This window comes from Corallincola spongiicola (assembly GCF_004284785.1).
Taxonomy (GTDB): Bacteria; Pseudomonadota; Gammaproteobacteria; order Enterobacterales; family Neiellaceae; genus Corallincola; species Corallincola holothuriorum.
The window spans coordinates 522115-539554 of record NZ_SHLY01000002.1; the positions used below are offsets into that span (position 1 = coordinate 522115).

Genomic DNA, 17440 nt, shown 5'->3' on the forward strand with positions numbered 1-17440 from the left:
ATCTGCTCCTATTTCAACTTGCGGATGTCAACGAAGTGACCTGCGACGGCTGCTGCCGCTGCCATTGCTGGGCTGACCAAGTGGGTGCGTCCGCCACGGCCCTGACGACCTTCAAAATTACGGTTCGAGGTGGAAGCGCAACGCTCTCCTGAACCCAGACGATCATCATTCATTGCCAAACACATAGAGCAACCTGGCAAGCGCCATTCAAAACCGGCTTCGGTGAAGATCTTATCTAAGCCTTCCGCTTCCGCCTGTTTCTTCACCTGGCCTGAGCCCGGTACGACGATGGCTTCGATACCGGCAACAACTTTCTTGCCTTTGGCCACGTCAGCGGCCGCACGCAAATCTTCAATGCGGCTGTTGGTACATGAACCAATAAACACTTTGTCGACGGTCAGATCCGTTAGTTTCTGCCCCTCTTCTATGCCCATATAGGCCAGTGCCTTGCGGCAAGAGTCTGCTTCCACAGGATCTGCGAAGTCGTTTGGTTGTGGGATCGGAGAGTTGATACCGGTGACTTGGCCAGGATTAGTGCCCCAAGTGACCTGAGGTTCAATCTCGGCGGCGTCTAGTTCAACGACCGTATCAAACTTGGCATCAACGTCAGATTTCAGCGTTTGCCAGTAAGCCACGGCCTCTTCCCAATCTTTGCCTTTCGGCGCAAATGGACGACCCTGGAGGTAATCGGCGGTAGTTTGATCGGGTGCCACCAGACCGGCTTTGCCGCCAAACTCGATGCTCATATTACACAAGGTCATACGGCCTTCCATTGACAAGGCTTCAATGGCTTCGCCGCAATATTCAATGACATGGCCATTACCGCCTGCTGTGCCCACCTTGCCAATCACGGCCAGGATAATGTCCTTCGCGGTAATACCCGGCCCAGCTTTACCTGTGACCTTAATCTGCATGGTTTTATAACGCGGCTGCTTCAACGTTTGCGTTGCCATCACATGTTCAACTTCAGAAGTGCCGATGCCGAATGCGATAGCGCCGAAAGCGCCGTGTGTGGCGGTGTGTGAATCGCCACACACAATGGTGGTGCCAGGCAGGGTGAGGCCTTGCTCTGGGCCCATGACATGAACGATGCCCTGATTGATATGACCAATCTCATATAGGGTCACATCAAACTTTTCACAGTTATTGGCCAAGGTGCGCATCTGAGTTTCAGACTGCGGGCCACAGGCGTCTATCGCCAAGGAGCGTGTTGACACGTTGTGATCCATGGTGGCAAAGGTTTTGCCCGGTTGACGAAGAGGACGATCCATCAACTCTAAACCGGCAAATGCCTGCGGTGAGGTCACTTCGTGTACCAAGTGGCGGTCGATATAGATCACGGGCGTCTCGCCAGCTTCCTCACGTACCACATGATCATTGTAGATTTTCTCGTATAAGGTCTGTGCCATGATTAACTCTCCAACACGGCTTGGGCGATAAAGTCACCCATCTGACTGGTTGATTTGGCTTGGTCACGCTTTTCAGCGGGTAACAGTTCACCGGTTAAATAGCCTTCGCTCAATGCCTTAGACACGGCAGTATCAATGGCGTTGGCGGCGGCTTCCTGCTTCAGACTGAAACGCAGCAACATGGCGGCGGATAAGATCTGTGCCACCGGGTTGGCGATACCTTGGCCGGCGATATCCGGGGCGCTGCCGCCTGCTGGCTCATACAAACCGAAGTCATCGGCGTTTAAGCTGGCGGAAGGCAATAAACCCATAGAGCCGGTGATCATGGCAGCTTCATCAGACAAAATATCGCCAAACAGGTTGCCGCACAGCAGTACGTCAAATTGTGCTGGATAGCGCAACATCTGCATGGTCGCATTGTCGATGTATAGATGATTCAGGGTGACGTCTGGGTAGTCTTTAGCGACTTCTTCAACCACTTCACGCCATAAAATCGATGTAGCTAATACATTGGCTTTGTCGACAGAGGTGACCACGCCGCCACGACCGCGAGCGGCCTGAAACGCAATGTGTGCGATGCGACGTACCTCTTTGCGAGAGTACTTCATGGTGTCGAAGCCGGTTTCATCTTCGCCTTCACCTTCGCGGCCTTTGGGCTTACCGAAGTAAATACCACCAGTGAGTTCGCGTACGCACAACACGTCAAAACCTGCGGCGGCGATATCGGCACGTAACGGCGCCAATGACTCTAAACCAGGGTGGATCTTGGCAGGGCGAAGGTTACAAAATAGATCAAAGTGGCCACGAAGGGGCAGCAATGCACCACGTTCGGGCTGCTTTTCTGGTGGCAGGCCTTCCCACTTGGGACCACCCACGGAGCCAAATAGGATAGCATCAGAAGCTTCGCAGCCTGCTAATGTGGCTGGAGGTAAAGGTTCACCGTGGTTGTCGATGGCGATGCCGCCGACATCATATTGCTGATAATCGAGGGTGAATCCAAATTTCTGTTGTACGGCGTCCAGCACCTTGATCGCTTCCGCCATTACCTCTGGGCCGATACCATCCCCTGGCAATACCGCAATGCGGTAGTTTTGCTTACTCATTTTTCACCCGCTACTTTAATGTCTTGAATCTCTTGTTTTTTGGCTTCAACTGCCTTTGCTCGGTGAATGTGATTTAACACATGCACCATGGCTTGCGCTGAAGCTTCGATAACGTCTGTTGCAAGGCCCATGCCGTGAAAACGGCGGCCGTTATGCAGGGCGACTATGTCGACCTGACCTAATGCATCTTCACCAGCGCCTTTGGCTCCGATGTGATAATCCTTCATTTCAAATTCGATATTAGTGGCACGGCTAATCGCTTGGTATACGGCATCAACCGGGCCGTTACCTGTCGCCGCTTCACATATAGTTTTGTCACCCGCGCGCAGCTTCACGCTGGAAGTGCTCATGATCCCGGTACCAGATTGTGCAGACAGATAGTCGAGATGATAGTAATCATCTGCGTCATGCATATTGGTGAAGAATACTAAGGCTTCCAGATCGTAATCAAACACCTGACCCTTCTTATCGGCCAGCTTCAAAAAGGCTGCGTATAACTCATCCATGTTGTAGTCATCAACGCCATAACCCATTTCAGCCATGCGATGCTTGATGACATGACGGCCAGAGCGGCTTGTCAGGTTCAGGACATTTTGGCTTAAACCGATGCTTTCTGGCGTAATGATCTCATAGGTATTTTTTGCTTTGAGTACGCCATCTTGGTGGATACCTGAAGAGTGGCTAAATGCATTGGCACCCACAATCGCCTTATTAGATTGAACCGGCATGTTGCAAAGCTGGCTGACCATCTGGCTGGTGCGGTAAATCTCTTTGGTATTGATGCCCGTGGTGACGTTCGGGAACATATCCTTACGGGTGTTGATGATCATCGCCACCTCTTCCATCGAGCAGTTACCGGCGCGTTCGCCGATACCATTGACGGTACATTCGATTTGGCGAGCGCCTTGTTGCACGGCACTGATAGAGTTGGCTACGGCCAAACCTAAGTCGTTATGGCAATGCACCGAGATAATCGCTTTGTCGATGTTGGGTACGCGGTTAAACAGGGTTTGAATAATGCCGCCAAATTCTGATGGGATGGTGTAGCCCACGGTGTCTGGAATGTTGACTGTGGTTGCACCGGCTGTAATGGCGGCCTCGACCATGCGACACAAGTTGTCGATAGGTGTTCTACCTGCGTCTTCGCAAGAAAATTCGACATCATCGGTATAGCGGCGTGCGTGTTTGACCGCGTTGATCCCCATCGCAAGGACATCGTCAAAGTTCCGCTTTAATTTACTTTCAACATGGATCGTTGAAGTTGAGATAAAGGTATGAATACGCCCTTGCGCAGCGTTACGTAAGGCTTCGCCTGCCGCATCGATATCTTTTTCAACAGCGCGCGACAAGGCACAAACACGACTGTTTTTGATGGTGTTGGCGATGGTTTGAACAGATTCAAAGTCACCAGGTGATGACACCGGGAAGCCAACTTCCATTACATCAACACCAAGGCGCTCAAGAGCGAGGGCGATCTGTAGCTTCTCTCTCACCGTCAAGCTCGCTGACAGCGCTTGTTCGCCGTCTCTTAAGGTGGTGTCGAAGATGATCACTTGGTCGCTCATGGTGCCCCCTGATGGCGTCTAGTTGCTTTCGCTTAAACAATAAAAAAACCCGCGCTTGCTGCACGGGTTTTTTGTTCTGTCCGGTCGTATTATACGGTCGGCATGACAAACCCGCGCAGGCGAACTGCGAGCAGTAGTAGGTTTAGTCGTAGGATATGCCGAATTGAATTCACGTTACCGTCAGTTTTGTAATGTCAATATCACTAATGCTGCTATGTGTACTTTGTGATAGGGGTTACTGTCAAGAGATATTTCCATCTGAGTTTATTTAAGGATGAGATTAAGAGCGTGCGCTAGCCCCCAGTTGTACTACGCAACGGGTTGTTGTTGCTCGCCTTTTGCTATTGATTTGCTAGCATGATAGATGCCGTGCGCTATTGCACAGGGAGTTTTATGTCTGGGATAACGGCAAGATGAAACTAAGGAATCTATTCCTGTTCGGGGTTGGCAGTATCGTGCTGCTGTCACTGGTGTCTGTGGGGCTGTTAACTGCGGCAGCCTACCGTGAAGCGCTACTTGAACAAACCGAACTGCGGTTAAGTACGCTCGCCGATTCTCAAGCGAAGCGCATTGAAGCGTATCTGCGTCAAAGCCGGGAGCGAGTTGCATTGATCGCCAGCCGCACCCAGTTGCGTCGCTCTTTGCTGACCTATAACAACACGGGGGATACGCAAGAGCTGATCCGTATCCGTCGTATCCTCAAAGATGCCCAATTCACTTTGCCTGATCTGTTTGCTGTGTCTGTTCTCGACCTTAAGGGCCGGCTGGTAGCCAGCTCAAATGAGGGGCTGATTGGACGGAATATGGCAGAGCATCGGGCGTTTATCATCGGTTCCTCCCGGGTGCAAACCGGTATCTATGAGCGGGAAGGTGGCTTAATCCTAAATTTACTTAGTGCGCCATTGGTGCTGGAAAGTGATTTTTTAGGGGTGATCTTGGTACATAGCCGTGTCAGTGGCGTTTTTAATGTCAGCTCTGACTACAGTCATTTAGGTGAAAGCGGTGAGACTTTAGTCATTAGTTACAACAAAGAAGGCAAGCCTGTTTACCTCACTCCCCGACGTTTTGTTCCCAGCAAAGTGCTGGTTGAGATCGCCAGCGATGATGAAAGTTCGCCTGAAATGTTGGCGTTAGCCGGGCAAGAACAGTTTATTGAACAAGCGACGGGCTACCACGGCTTGCCAGTCGTTGCTGCCGTTCGTTATCTGGCGGAAGCGGATTGGGGGTTGGTTGTTACCCTTAATCACGAGGAAGCATTTGCATCACACGCCGCGATGACAAATCGGTTACTGATTATCGCGGGCACGGTTTTGCCACTGGCACTGTTGCTGATCATTATCGTTGTACGCCGGGTAACGAAGCCGTTGCTGGGGCTGACTAAGGTCGCTGCGGGTATCAAACTAGGGAATTACGACCAGCGAGTGACAGCCACGGGAGCATTGGAAGTGCGACTGCTGGCAGATACGTTCAACCAGATGGCTGACTCCATGACCAAGCTCAATCGGGAGTTGAACGACAGTAATTTGCAACTTGAAGATGTGTTGGGGCAACGCACCGCTGAACTTGAGTTAATGACGCGTGCCGAACAGCAAGGACGTGCGTTGTTGGAGGCGTCCCCAGACGCCATTTTGGTGGTTAACCATGAGGGGGTGATCACCGTAGCCAATGAGCGTGCGATCCAACGTTTCGGATATCGTCATGACGAGTTGGTGAGCGGCTCAGTGGAAATGTTGATCCCGTTTAATCGGCGGGTTCAGCATAGCTCGTGGATGGCCCAGTATTTTGCCGATCCCAGAATGAGAACCATGGGCGCAGGACTGGATATCTTAGCCATGTGTAAAAACGGCGCCATGTTTCCTGCTGAAATCAGCTTGAGCCCCATAGAGTTGGAACAGGCTAAATTGGTGTTGGTGACCATACGGGATATCACTGAACAGAAGCTTTCTCAGGAAGCGTTGCTGGAAAGTGAGCATCGACTTAATTTAGCGATGACAGCATCTAATGACGGTATCTGGGACTGGCAAATACAAACCGGGGAGGTTTATTTTAGTCCTCGCTGGTATGGCATGTTGGGTTACCAGCCTGGCGAACTGCCTAATGTCTTGGAAACCTTTTCCCACCTAATGCATGACGATGATCGTGACGCGACATTCGAAGCTGTACAGGCGGTGATTGATAACCCCGAACTGCGTAACTATCAGCGTGAATTTCGCATGCGTACCAAGCAGGGGGGATATCGCTGGATCCTCGCTCGAGGCTCTGTCACCGAGCGCAATGAGCAGGGCGAAGCCCTGCGTATGGTGGGCACCCACATCGACATCACTAGCCGCAAAGCGGTTGAGGAAGCGATGCGGGAAAGTGAGCGCAAAGTTTCACTCTTGATGAGTAACTTGCCGGGCATTGCCTACCGTTGTGCCAATGACACCCATTGGACGATGGAATACCTGAGTCCTGCATTTCATAAAGTGACCGGCTACGCCACTGAACGTTTTGTGATGGGTGGCGATAGCCAGTTCAGTGAGATTATTCATCAGCAGGATCGCGATCGTGTTTGGGCGGAAGTGCAGGGCGCGGTAGCGAAGCGCGAACAGTACACCGTTGAGTATCGTATTCTCCATGCTGACGGCAGCTACCGTTGGTTATGGGAACAGGGTGCCGGTGTATTTGATGAGAATGGCAAACTGCAGGCGTTAGAGGGCTTTATGATGGATGACACGCAACGTCGCCATGCCCAGGATCAGTTGTATCGCCTGAATGAAGAGCTTGAAGATCGCGTCAGGCTGCGCACATCCGAGTTAAAGCACACCAATGAAGCCCTGCTTGGAGCGAAACAGGAAGCTGAAAAAGCCAATCGCGCTAAGAGTGAATTTCTGGCCAATATGAGCCACGAAATTCGTACACCAATGAATGCGATCCTTGGTTTATCGCAATTGGCGCTAAGTACGCCGTTGGATGAGCGGCAAAAAGATTATGTCAGTAAAATTTGGGGGGCTTCCAATAGCCTGCTCGATATCATCAATGACATTCTTGATTTCTCCAAAATTGAAGCTGGCAAGATGGATCTGGAAGATGCGCCATTCTATGTCGAAGATGTGATTGAAAATGCTTCCAGTGTCGTGCAGTTAAAAATCCAGGAGAAAGGCCTGAAACTGAATGTCGATATTGGTCAAGATGTGCCGGATCGGATGATGGGGGATTCCCTTCGTATTGGCCAGGTTTTGATTAACTTGATTAACAATGCGGTGAAATTTACCTCCGAGGGTAGTATCTCTATCAAGGTGACGAACCTACGTGGCAGTGAGGCGGAAACGTATTTGCAGTTTGCTGTTACCGACACGGGGATCGGCATTTCAGCAGCACAGTGTGAGCAGCTCTTCAAAGCGTTTACGCAGGCGGATTCGTCCACCACGCGTAAATACGGTGGTACCGGTTTGGGATTAACAATTTCTCGCCGTCTCGTCGAAATGATGGGGGGGGAGATCTGGGTGCAAAGTGAGCCAGATAAAGGCTCGACTTTCTTCTTTACTATCCGTGGCAGCAACGAAATTTTGGTAGAAGAGAGTGCGCTGGAAAGTTACGCCGACGACCGTATATTGAGAGATATTTTGCATAATAAGCAGGTCTTGTTGGTTGAAGATAATCAGATTAATCAACAGGTAGCGCAGGAGATGCTGAGATTGGTCGGGATCGATGTCAGCATAGCGAATCATGGTCAGGAAGCGCTGACACTGTTAGATAAGCACCAATTTGATGCCGTGCTGATGGATGTACAGATGCCGGTATTAGATGGCTATGAGGCGACGAGGGCGCTGCGGAAAATACCCCGGTTTGCCGAACTTCCCGTCATCGCGATGACGGCCAATGCCATGGCCGGTGATCGTGAAAAGTGTCTTGCTTCTGGGATGAACGATCATATTTCGAAACCGGTACTGCAAGAAGATCTATACCGCACATTAGCGTTGTGGATAGATCCGGATCGCGCATTGGCCTCTTCTCTTGAAGCGGGCGCTGGTGATCGCCCCTCTAGGGAGGCTGAGGAGGTTGTGCTCGATGCTGATTTTGGTTTACGCCAGATGTCCGGCAATAAGAAGGCATGGCACTCAACTCTGGATATATTCGCCCGTGATTATCAAGAGGTTGTAGGTCGGCTCCGCGCTTTTGAACAGCAGCAGAATTGGCAAGAAGCTGAACGGGTTGCGCATACGCTAAAAGGGGTCGCGGCAAACTTAGGAATGACCAAGTTGGCGGCGAGATCCGCTGTATTTGAAGCCAATTATGGACAACAGAATGCTGCCACAGCGCAAGCGTTCGATGATCTGACGAAAGCGGTTGCGGATGTGATGGCTGAAATTGAGCGGTTGCAGCTGGAGCAATCTGTACCTGCATCGCTCCCTGATGAGCAGACCAACGAGGTGGATGTTGCGCTACTGTGGCAAACCCTGCGGCAGAAGTTGCAAGACAATGACTTTATCGCTGATGACGAGCTGGATCAGCTAGCGACAGCGTTGCCTGAGCAACAAGAGGATTTTGAGTTACTGCGACAACATATTGATAGCTTTGATTATGAACAAGCGCTGCTGGTGGCTGATAAGTTACTGGCGGGCTTATCTAGTTGAGCTGTTGTAAGCCGATTTACCAGACCCTGATGGTCAGAGTCTGGTGGGCTTAATTGCAATCAACTTAAAAACCATACCGCAGCTTCAACTCGGCTCTTCATGCCTAGTTTTTTCAGTAGGCTTTTAACATGAACTTTCACTGTCCCTTCTGAGATATGCAGCGTCTCGCCAATCTCGCGGTTACTGTTGCCTTTGGCGATAAGCGCCAGGATCTCGCTCTCCCGACGGGTGATAGCACTGAGCTTTTCATCTTTCGGGGTCTGTTCCGCCTGTGGCCGTTTTAGCAGGTAGCCCGCGATCTCTTTACTCAGCACTTGCTCACCATTGGCAGCCAAACGCAAAGAGCTCAGCATATGCTCTGGCTCCATATCTTTTAGCAGATAACCATTAGCGCCTTGGCTGAGCATGGAGATGACATCCTCGTAGGCATCAGAGACGGTTAAAGCGATGACATGACAGTCTACGCCCTCTGCACGTAGCTCCTTGAGGGTGTCTAAGCCGCTCATGCCTTTCATATTCAGATCGAGCAAGATAAGGTCTGGGCGTCGGTGCAGTGCTAATGCAACCGCTTCTTCACCGTTGCTAGCCTCGCCAACTAACTGAAATGCTTCATCTAATGCCAGCAATTGGATAACGCCTTTGCGCATCAATGGATGATCATCTACGACTAATACGCGATGCATCTGACTACTCATCACTTCTCCCTTATTTACGTGACGCTGTTACCAACCGCTGGAAAACAGAGCGACACTAAAGTACCACCGTCAGGCTTATTTGCAATTTCCAACTCACCATCGAGGGATTCCGCGCGCTCTTTCATGATCGCCACGCCGTAGTGGTGGAGCTTGTTTGGTACTTCACCGCCGATCCCTTTGCCATCATCTTCTACCTGAATGTCGATCTTACCTTCGCCGTCATAAACACAGCGCACAAAAATCTGTTTAGCATCAGCATGTTTGATGGCGTTTATCACCGCTTCGCGAACAATCTGTAGCACGTGGATGTACTGATGGGGAGGTAGTGGGTATTCAGATACGCGATAATCCAGTTGCAGTTGCGCCTCGGTTTGAGGCTGTAACTGTTTGAGCACGGTACTGATGGCTGTTTTTAGGTTGTCATCTTTCACCGATAGGCGGAACGTACTGAGCAGTTCGCGCAGTTGCCGATAAGCAGAGTTTAGGCCGGTATTCAGATCCGCCATAATTGCACTGCTTGGGCCTTCGACGTCCTGGGTCGCGCGTCGCAGTAGTGTTAATTGGATCTTCAGATAAGAGAGAGATTGAGCTAGCGAATCATGCAGCTCGCGGGCGATAATCGAACGCTCTTCCATCAGCAAAAGCTGCTGCTCTTGCTGCAGCAATAACTCTACGTGCAACACTTTTGAGATCAGCCGGCTGAAGGTAGACATCAATCGTAGTTCATTTTCATCCAACTCTTCAGCTGAGATTAATTCCAGATGCCCCAGCGATATGTCGTTTATGTAAAGGGCAAAACAGACCCTTGGCCCGCCTACGGTCATATCGCCTACGCTACTTCTGTCTCGCAGCGCGTGGGCCAGCTGTGGATTAATGGTGGCTTGCATCGCGTTGATACGGGTGTTGTCGATGATTTTGTTCATTAGCTCAGTGATCTGGGCATCATCAACATGGCTGACATGCACAGCTTCCGAGCACTGAAACAGTACTGATAAGGTGTTGTTGGCCAAGTGTAGCTTTTCAGTTTTCTCTGCCACTTTCTGGTTTAGGTCTTCGTACAGCTTGGCCAGGTCCGCGGCCATGTCGTTAAAGGCATCAGACAGCAAACCCAGCTCGTCGGCTTTACCTGTTTTCACTTTCACAGAGAAATCGCCACGCTTCACTTGATAGGCGGCATGAAGCAGTAATTTAAGCGGCTGTACCACCTGATTGCTGACGAAGCGTATGGCAAAGACGGCCGTGGCAAGCAGTACCAGCAAGCAGATCGCTTCAAATAGCACCAACATAGCCACTTTGTCTTCTAGGTGGCTTTGCAGTAGAAACACCAGTTTGTCGATACGGTCGACAAAGCTTTTTACTTCTGCCAAATACAGCGGCCGCTTTGTCGGGTCAGTGAGGTGTGCTTTAAGCACTTGCCACTCATCAAGGATCGCTTGGTATTTACGTTTTAGTGGCGGTGGTGTGTTGCGGTCTAATAGTTTGGCTAAGGCGGGTTCATGCAGTGAGTGTTCAAATGCCACTATTTTGGCTTGGATCTCTGCTTCTGGCGCTTTGGTTTCGATACTGTAGGCCATGCGGTAGTTTTGCATCCGCAATGAACCAGAGACATTAATCGCACGGGCGTCAGAATGGCTTTGTAACAGGGTAAGTATCGACACTGAGATAGCGAGTGCGGCCATTACTACCATCAGTGTCATGGTGCGGCTGATCACCCGAGTCAGTGAATGTTTCGGAACAGATGGTTGTGTTTCAATGTCTTGCAGTGTTTTGGTCATCCAATTACCTGATACAAATCAACATAGGTTTCGAATTTAGTTCAAATTACCACTTAGGGGTGATTGTTCCTAATCGGTGTTTATGAGGTAGACTTGAATATGCACAACTGTGCAGACACCGAGCCCTCTCGCCCTAAGTTTTCCGCTGTGGCTGAGTAATAAGGAGTGGGGGCCGTGGCAATTTCGCCACCAGGGTTGCCGTAGAAATGCGTCAGCCTCCCATGCTTGGAAAGGTGCCCATGACTCAACTTGAAGATGGTTTCGGCCGTCAATTTTACTATTTGCGCCTATCGATAACAGATGTGTGTAACTTTCGTTGCACTTACTGTTTGCCTGATGGCTATCGCCCTAACGGGCGGAACTACTTTATTACTCAAGCAGAAGTGGCGCGTATTACCCGCGCATTCGCCGCGTTGGGAACGCAAAAGGTGCGTATTACTGGTGGCGAGCCGACCATGCGTAAAGACTTTACTGAGTTGTTACGCACGGTGGCAGATACGCCAGGGATAACCAAAGTTGCATTGACGACAAACGGATATCGTTTAGCAAAGCATGCGCAAGAGTGGCGTGATGCTGGCCTGACCCATCTGAATGTCAGCGTCGATAGTCTTGATCCGAAGATGTTTCATCAAATCACCGGAGAGAACCTGTTTCATGAGGTGATGGCCGGGGTTGATGCGGCGCTTGATGCCGGGTTTGAGCAGGTCAAACTGAACAGCGTGTTGCTTAAGGGCTTAAACGGCAAAGAGCTGGATCAGTTTCTAGACTGGATAAAGACCCGCCCAGTGGAGATGCGGTTTATTGAATTGATGCAAACGGGTGAAATGGATCAGTTTTTTGAACGGCACCACATGAGCGGAGAGCAGATCAAACAGCGGATGTTGCAGCAAGGCTGGCAATCGGTTTTGCGAGAGAAAGACGCCGGACCTGCAGAACGTTTTTGGCATCCTGATTATGCGGGCAAACTGGGTTTGATCATGCCTTACAGTAAAGACTTCTGTGCAGGCTGCAATCGATTGCGGGTGTCGGCACAAGGCAAACTTCATTTGTGTCTGTTCGGAGAAGGCGGTGTAGAGTTGCGTGACCTTTTAGCCGCAGATGAGCAACAGGATGAGTTAATCGCTAGATTACAATCCGCCTTACAGACCAAGCGTGAAACTCACTATTTGCATCAAGGAGATGCAGGCAGTACCCCTCATTTGGCTTCAATAGGCGGTTGAAGCTTGACTCCTACTATTATTCTGTTTTCGGTCTAACTCATTGAATATTGGTGCTTTCAAATAGCATTGCTGAGTAATAAACCCTGCCGTTAAAGTGTCTGCAAATTTTACGTTACAATATATTTTAGTTATACATAATACGTAAAAGTTATTTAAATACATGCGATTGTGATTTTGGCTTGTTTATTGCTTCAAAATGGTGTCATTCCAACTGCTGGGTAAGTGGAGTTTGATTAATGCGCTCTTTTTGAGCATAAGAAATTGTTTATTATCTGATTTTAGTTATGTCATCAGTATCAAATGGAATGATTCTTCAGCCGCTGTCAGTGGCTATTTTTAGTTTTTATAGGGAAATATGATGAAGAAAATGAATACCTTTACGCAATCTCTGATTGGTGCATCGTTACTGTCGATATTCGCCGGTTCGGCTTCTGCCATGGTTATCACTGATTTTGATAGTGCTGATAACATGGCTCAGTCTTTGGCTGGTGATGGCGTTGTTATTTCTAACGCTTCCTATACAGGGGCCAATAGTGCTTCAGGTTACTTTACCGATGGTTTAGCGTCAGGCTTGGGCTTTGATTCTGGTATCGTGTTGACGACAGGTGCTGCGAACTCTGTTAACGGAACGACCAACAACTCTGATGCAACCAGTGTGTCAAACGGTACTGCTGGCGATGCTTTTTTGTCAACTTTAAGTGGTCAGCAGACCTATGATGCGGCCCTGCTGTCGTTTGATTTTACCAGCGATAAAGATTCTGCATTTTTTAACTATGCCTTCGGTTCTGAAGAGTACAGCGAATTTGTTGATTCATATAACGATGTTTTTGCATTTATTTTTGAATCAGAAAACATTGCTGTTATTCCTAACACTGATATTCCGGTGAGTATCAATACCATCAATGATGAAGACAATTCTAATTACTACAACAGTAATGAAGCTGGTGAATTTGCATTTGAATACGATGGCTTTACTAACATGCTGACCGCTAGCATTAGCGGTTTGGTGATCGGTGAAACCTATCGCATCACATTGGCTATTGCTGATGCGGGTGATTCAGCGCTGGATTCGGGTGTATTCATCCAGGCTGCTAGCTTTTCTGATCAGCCTGTTGACGTGCCAGAGCCTGCGCCACTGTTCTTACTGGGATCAGGGTTGCTGATGATGCTTGGTCGTAGACTACGTAAGTCATAAGCTTAAGCAACTCGCAACAATTAACAGCTTGATATGCGAACAGAGCGCTTTCGTTTTGTTGAAAAACTAAGGTAAGCGCTCTACTTCTTCTAATTCGTTCCCTGTTTTGCATTTTTACTCTGAGCCATCCTTGGCGCTATGGCAATCTGCGACAAGTCGCTATCCCTCCTGTTTGGTCTAAGCTTTCTTTAGAAAACTGTTATCTATCGCCCATTTTTTCAACAATGATGGATGCTAGGTGGCTGATTTTGATGAGGATCATAGAATGCTGATGTGGTGCTTCTTTGTCCAATCATTTATCTCTTTAGGGATAGCGGCAAATAATCTGATAGCGGTTACTCTTAATGGAGATTAACAAGTGGGAGCATTTGTGACTGAATCTCAGAATATGACAGAGCAACCATCGCCAGAGCAGCAAAAACGCTGGGAGTGGCGCATGTTCCTTTTCCTTACTGTGGTGTTGGCGCCAGCCATTACTGTGGGTTTGGTTACCGCCTATGGCTTCGCTATCTGGTTTTCACAACTGTTGATGGGCCCTCCTGGATCGTAAGTAGATGACCACGGTTAACTTGGCCCGGCGTGCATTGTTCCGTCAGTCGGAACGCCTTTCTCAACCTTTGCGTCCACCATGGGGACAGGCGGAGCATCTATTCACAGATCTGTGTACCCGTTGTAGTGACTGTTTAGATGCGTGTCCCACAGGTCTGATTAAAATCGGTAGCGGTGGTTTTCCTGAAGTCGATTTTTCTGCTGCTGAATGTACGTTTTGTGGTGATTGCGTTGATGCATGTCAGACCGACGCACTGAGCAGACAAGAGGATCAACAGGCGTGGGATTATCGGGCAGAAGTGCAAGAAGATAGCTGCTTGTCTTTACAAGGTGTTTTTTGTCGAAGCTGCAGCGATCCATGCGACTCACGAGCGATTACGTTTCGTTTGCACGTTGGTGGCAAGGCGCAGCCAGAGATTGATTTGCAGGCGTGTACTGGGTGTGGTGCTTGTGTTGCACCCTGTCCTGCGTCGGCGATAGTGATTAAACCAGAGGATGCTCTAAATGAGTGAGCCAGATATTGTTCATATCTCCAGTTTGGTGGTGCATTTTAAGCCTGAATTCTTAACCCCGATTTCGGCGGCGTTAACCAATATTCATGGCTTAGAGATCCAAGGCCACAACGATACCGGAAAAATGGTGGTGACCCTCGAAACAGCAACAGAGCATCCGGTACTAGATGCCATACGAGACATCAATGAACTGCCAGGCGTGTTAAATACCAGCTTGGTGTTTCACCAGATAGATGATGCCAGTGCGCAGGAAGAGAGCTTACCTGTCACGGTTAATGTGGGAGAAGAAGCGCTATGAAAGTGACACGTCGATCGTTTATTAAGGCCAATGCTGCAGCTACTGCGGCGGCTGTGGCAGGCATTACCTTACCTGTGAGTGCGAGTAATCTGATCACTGCCTCAGACCAAACTAAATTGAAATGGTCAAAAGCGGCTTGCCGTTTTTGCGGTACCGGTTGCAGTGTCAATGTTGCCACTAAGGGCGGTAAGGTCGTGGCCACCCATGGTGATATTAAATCGCCTGTAAACAAAGGGTTGAACTGCGTTAAGGGTTACTTCCTGTCAAAGATCCTCTATGGCAAGGATCGGTTAACGCAGCCGTTGTTACGAAAGAAAAACGGTAAATATGATAAGCAGGGTGAGTTTACACCGGTGAGCTGGGACGAAGCGTTTGACGTCATGGCTGACAAGTTTAAGCAAACTTTGAAAGAGAAAGGCCCTGAGGGCGTGGGTATGTTTGGCTCAGGTCAATGGACAGTGATGGAAGGTTATGCCGCCGTCAAGCTGATGAAGGCGGGTTTCCGCTCTAATAATATTGAGCCCAACGCGCGCCATTGTATGGCGTCGGCAGTCGCAGGTTTTATGCGTACGTTCGGTATCGATGAGCCAATGGGCTGCTATGACGATATCGAAGCTGCCGATGCATTTGTGCTGTGGGGTTCAAACATGGCTGAGATGCACCCGATTTTGTGGACACGTCTCACCGATCGCCGACTCAGCGCACCTCATGTCAAAGTGGCTGTGCTGTCCACCTTCGAACACCGCAGTTTTGAACTGGCCGATATACCGGTGGTTTTCACGCCACAAACTGATTTGGCGATGCTAAATTATATCGCTAACTACATCATTCAGAACGACAAAGTGAACTGGGACTTTGTTGATAAGCATACCAATTTTCATATGGGCAACGATGATATTGGTTATGGCTTGCGAGACGAACACCCACTGCAGAAAAAGGCTAAAAACGCCGGAAAAGCGGGTGGTTCAAGCAAGATATCTTTTGAAGAGTACGCCAAGTTTGTCAGTACATACGACGCGGCCTACGTGTCTAAACTTTCTGGTGTACCAGAAGCCAGTTTAGAGAAGCTGGCGAAACTGTATGCTGATCCGAAAACGAAAGTAACATCGTTTTGGACCATGGGTTTCAACCAACATACCCGTGGGGTTTGGTGTAACAACCTGATTTATAACATTCACCTGCTAACTGGAAAGATATCTACACCTGGGAATAGTCCATTTTCACTGACCGGTCAGCCATCGGCTTGTGGTACTGCACGTGAAGTGGGTACGTTTAGCCATCGCCTACCTGCCGATATGCTCGTGGCCAATCCTAAGCATCGCGCGACCGCTGAGAATATTTGGAAGTTGCCAAGTGGCTTGATCCCTGCCAAGCCGGGATTACACGCGGTGGCTCAAAGCCGCGCGTTGAAAGACAGCAAGATTAATGCTTACTGGATCCAAGTGAACAATAACTTGCAAGCCGCCGCCAATATGAACGAAGAAACCTATCCGGCTTATCGTAATCCGGATAATTTCATCGTTGTGTCTGACGCATATCCGACGGTGACAGCCGAAGCCGCAGACCTGATATTACCGAGTGCGATGTGGGTTGAGAAAGAGGGCGCCTATGGTAACGCGGAACGTAGAACTCAGACCTGGTATCAGTTGACTGATGCGCCCGGCGAGGCGCGCTCTGATACATGGCAGTTGATGGAGTTTTCCAAGCGTTTCAGCACCGATGAGGTTTGGCCAGCAGATCTGCTTGCCGCTAATCCAGAGTTTAAAGGCAAAACCCTTTATGAGGTGCTGTACCGAAACGGCAATGTAGATAAATTCCCGCTGGAACAGATCAGCGATGAGTATCAAAACCAAGAATCCAAACATTTTGGTTTTTATGTGCAAAAAGGCTTGTTCGAAGAATACGCGACGTTTGGTCGCGGTCATGCGCACGATTTGGCCGACTACGAGGTTTACCATCAAGAGCGAGGCCTGCGTTGGCCAGTGGTTGATGGCAAAGAGACGCTCTGGCGTTTCCGGGAAGGCTCTGATCCTTACGTGAAGCCGGGTAAAGGTTTTGAGTTTTACGGTAAGCCGGATGGTCGCGCGATCATTTTTGCGCTGCCATACGAGCCAGCGGCTGAATCTCCCGATAAAGAATACCCATTATGGCTATCGACCGGACGCGTGCTAGAGCATTGGCATTCCGGGTCGATGACGCAGCGGGTGCCCGAACTGCATAAAGCGGTCCCTAATGCGCTTTGCTACATGCATCCAGACGATGCTCTGGCGCTTGGGGTGCGTCGCGGTGAGGAAGTGAAAGTGACTTCTCGTCGTGGCGAGATCAGAACTCGGGTAGAGACGAGAGGCCGAAATAAGCCACCTAAAGGGCTGGTATATGTACCTTGGTTTGATGCCACGCAGCTGATTAACAAAGTGACATTGGATGCCACTGACCCCATCTCGAAACAGACAGACTTTAAAAAGTGCGCTGTTCGTGTAGAAAAAGCATAGGAGAGAGGATC

General features: G+C 49.5%; 12 protein-coding genes and 1 riboswitch. Of the genes, 7 read left to right on the plus strand and 5 right to left on the minus strand.

The window, feature by feature from the left end; translation table 11 throughout:
- Positions 1-8 precede the first annotated feature (8 nt).
- Genes leuC through leuA form a run of 3 tightly spaced genes read right to left on the minus strand, consistent with a single transcriptional unit; the run spans position 9 to position 4077 of the window.
- The gene (gene leuC / locus EXY25_RS08000; protein ID WP_114337107.1) at positions 9-1409 is read right to left on the minus strand and encodes a 3-isopropylmalate dehydratase large subunit; all 1401 of its coding nucleotides are present in this window, start codon (positions 1407-1409) and stop codon (positions 9-11) included.
- 2 nt (positions 1410-1411) lie between these two features.
- Complete coding sequence (gene leuB, locus EXY25_RS08005) at positions 1412-2512, minus strand: 3-isopropylmalate dehydrogenase (RefSeq protein ID WP_130566363.1); 1101 nt, start codon at positions 2510-2512, stop codon at positions 1412-1414.
- A complete protein-coding gene (gene leuA, locus EXY25_RS08010) occupies positions 2509-4077 on the minus strand; it encodes a 2-isopropylmalate synthase (RefSeq protein WP_114337109.1) in 1569 nt (522 codons plus the stop codon). The genes leuB and leuA overlap by 4 nt, the downstream gene beginning before the upstream one ends.
- Before the next feature lie 413 nt (positions 4078-4490).
- Between leuA and EXY25_RS08015 the strand changes: the two genes are divergently transcribed.
- On the plus strand, positions 4491-8693 hold the full coding sequence (locus EXY25_RS08015) for a PAS domain-containing protein (RefSeq protein WP_130566364.1): 4203 nt from the start codon (positions 4491-4493) through the stop codon (positions 8691-8693).
- Between the two features lie 59 nt (positions 8694-8752).
- Here EXY25_RS08015 and narL read toward each other — a convergent pair whose 3' ends face one another.
- Together narL and narQ are read right to left on the minus strand one after the other, a co-directional pair.
- A complete protein-coding gene (narL, locus tag EXY25_RS08020) occupies positions 8753-9388 on the minus strand; it encodes a two-component system response regulator NarL (protein WP_114337111.1) in 636 nt (211 codons plus the stop codon).
- A gap of 14 nt (positions 9389-9402) precedes the next feature.
- Complete coding sequence (narQ, locus tag EXY25_RS08025) at positions 9403-11163, minus strand: nitrate/nitrite two-component system sensor histidine kinase NarQ (RefSeq protein WP_130566365.1); 1761 nt, start codon at positions 11161-11163, stop codon at positions 9403-9405.
- A 104-nt stretch (positions 11164-11267) separates the two neighbouring features.
- A riboswitch (molybdenum cofactor riboswitch) is annotated at positions 11268-11415 on the plus strand.
- Here narQ and moaA point away from each other — a divergent pair.
- The 6 genes from moaA to napA all read left to right on the plus strand — a co-directional run bounded on the left by moaA (position 11403) and on the right by napA (position 17429).
- Positions 11403-12383 carry a GTP 3',8-cyclase MoaA gene (moaA, locus tag EXY25_RS08030; RefSeq protein ID WP_130566366.1) on the plus strand — a complete coding sequence of 327 codons (981 nt, stop codon included), beginning with the start codon at positions 11403-11405 and terminating at the stop codon, positions 12381-12383. It overlaps the preceding riboswitch by 13 nt.
- Before the next feature lie 358 nt (positions 12384-12741).
- Positions 12742-13578, plus strand: coding sequence for a choice-of-anchor L family PEP-CTERM protein (locus EXY25_RS08035; RefSeq protein ID WP_207232127.1), 837 nt, complete (start codon positions 12742-12744; stop codon positions 13576-13578).
- Between the two features lie 370 nt (positions 13579-13948).
- A complete protein-coding gene (locus EXY25_RS08045) occupies positions 13949-14128 on the plus strand; it encodes a periplasmic nitrate reductase, NapE protein (RefSeq protein ID WP_420810803.1) in 180 nt (59 codons plus the stop codon).
- Between the two features lie 4 nt (positions 14129-14132).
- The gene (gene napF / locus EXY25_RS08050; protein ID WP_130566368.1) at positions 14133-14639 is read left to right on the plus strand and encodes a ferredoxin-type protein NapF; all 507 of its coding nucleotides are present in this window, start codon (positions 14133-14135) and stop codon (positions 14637-14639) included.
- Complete coding sequence (locus tag EXY25_RS08055; RefSeq protein WP_114337115.1) at positions 14632-14937, plus strand: chaperone NapD; 306 nt, start codon at positions 14632-14634, stop codon at positions 14935-14937. The genes napF and EXY25_RS08055 overlap by 8 nt, the downstream gene beginning before the upstream one ends.
- Positions 14934-17429 (plus strand): nitrate reductase catalytic subunit NapA, encoded by a 2496-nt coding sequence (gene napA, locus EXY25_RS08060; protein WP_207232128.1) that lies wholly within the window; start codon positions 14934-14936, stop codon positions 17427-17429. Before EXY25_RS08055 ends, napA begins: the two co-directional genes overlap by 4 nt.
- The last annotated feature ends 11 nt before the right edge of the window (positions 17430-17440 follow it).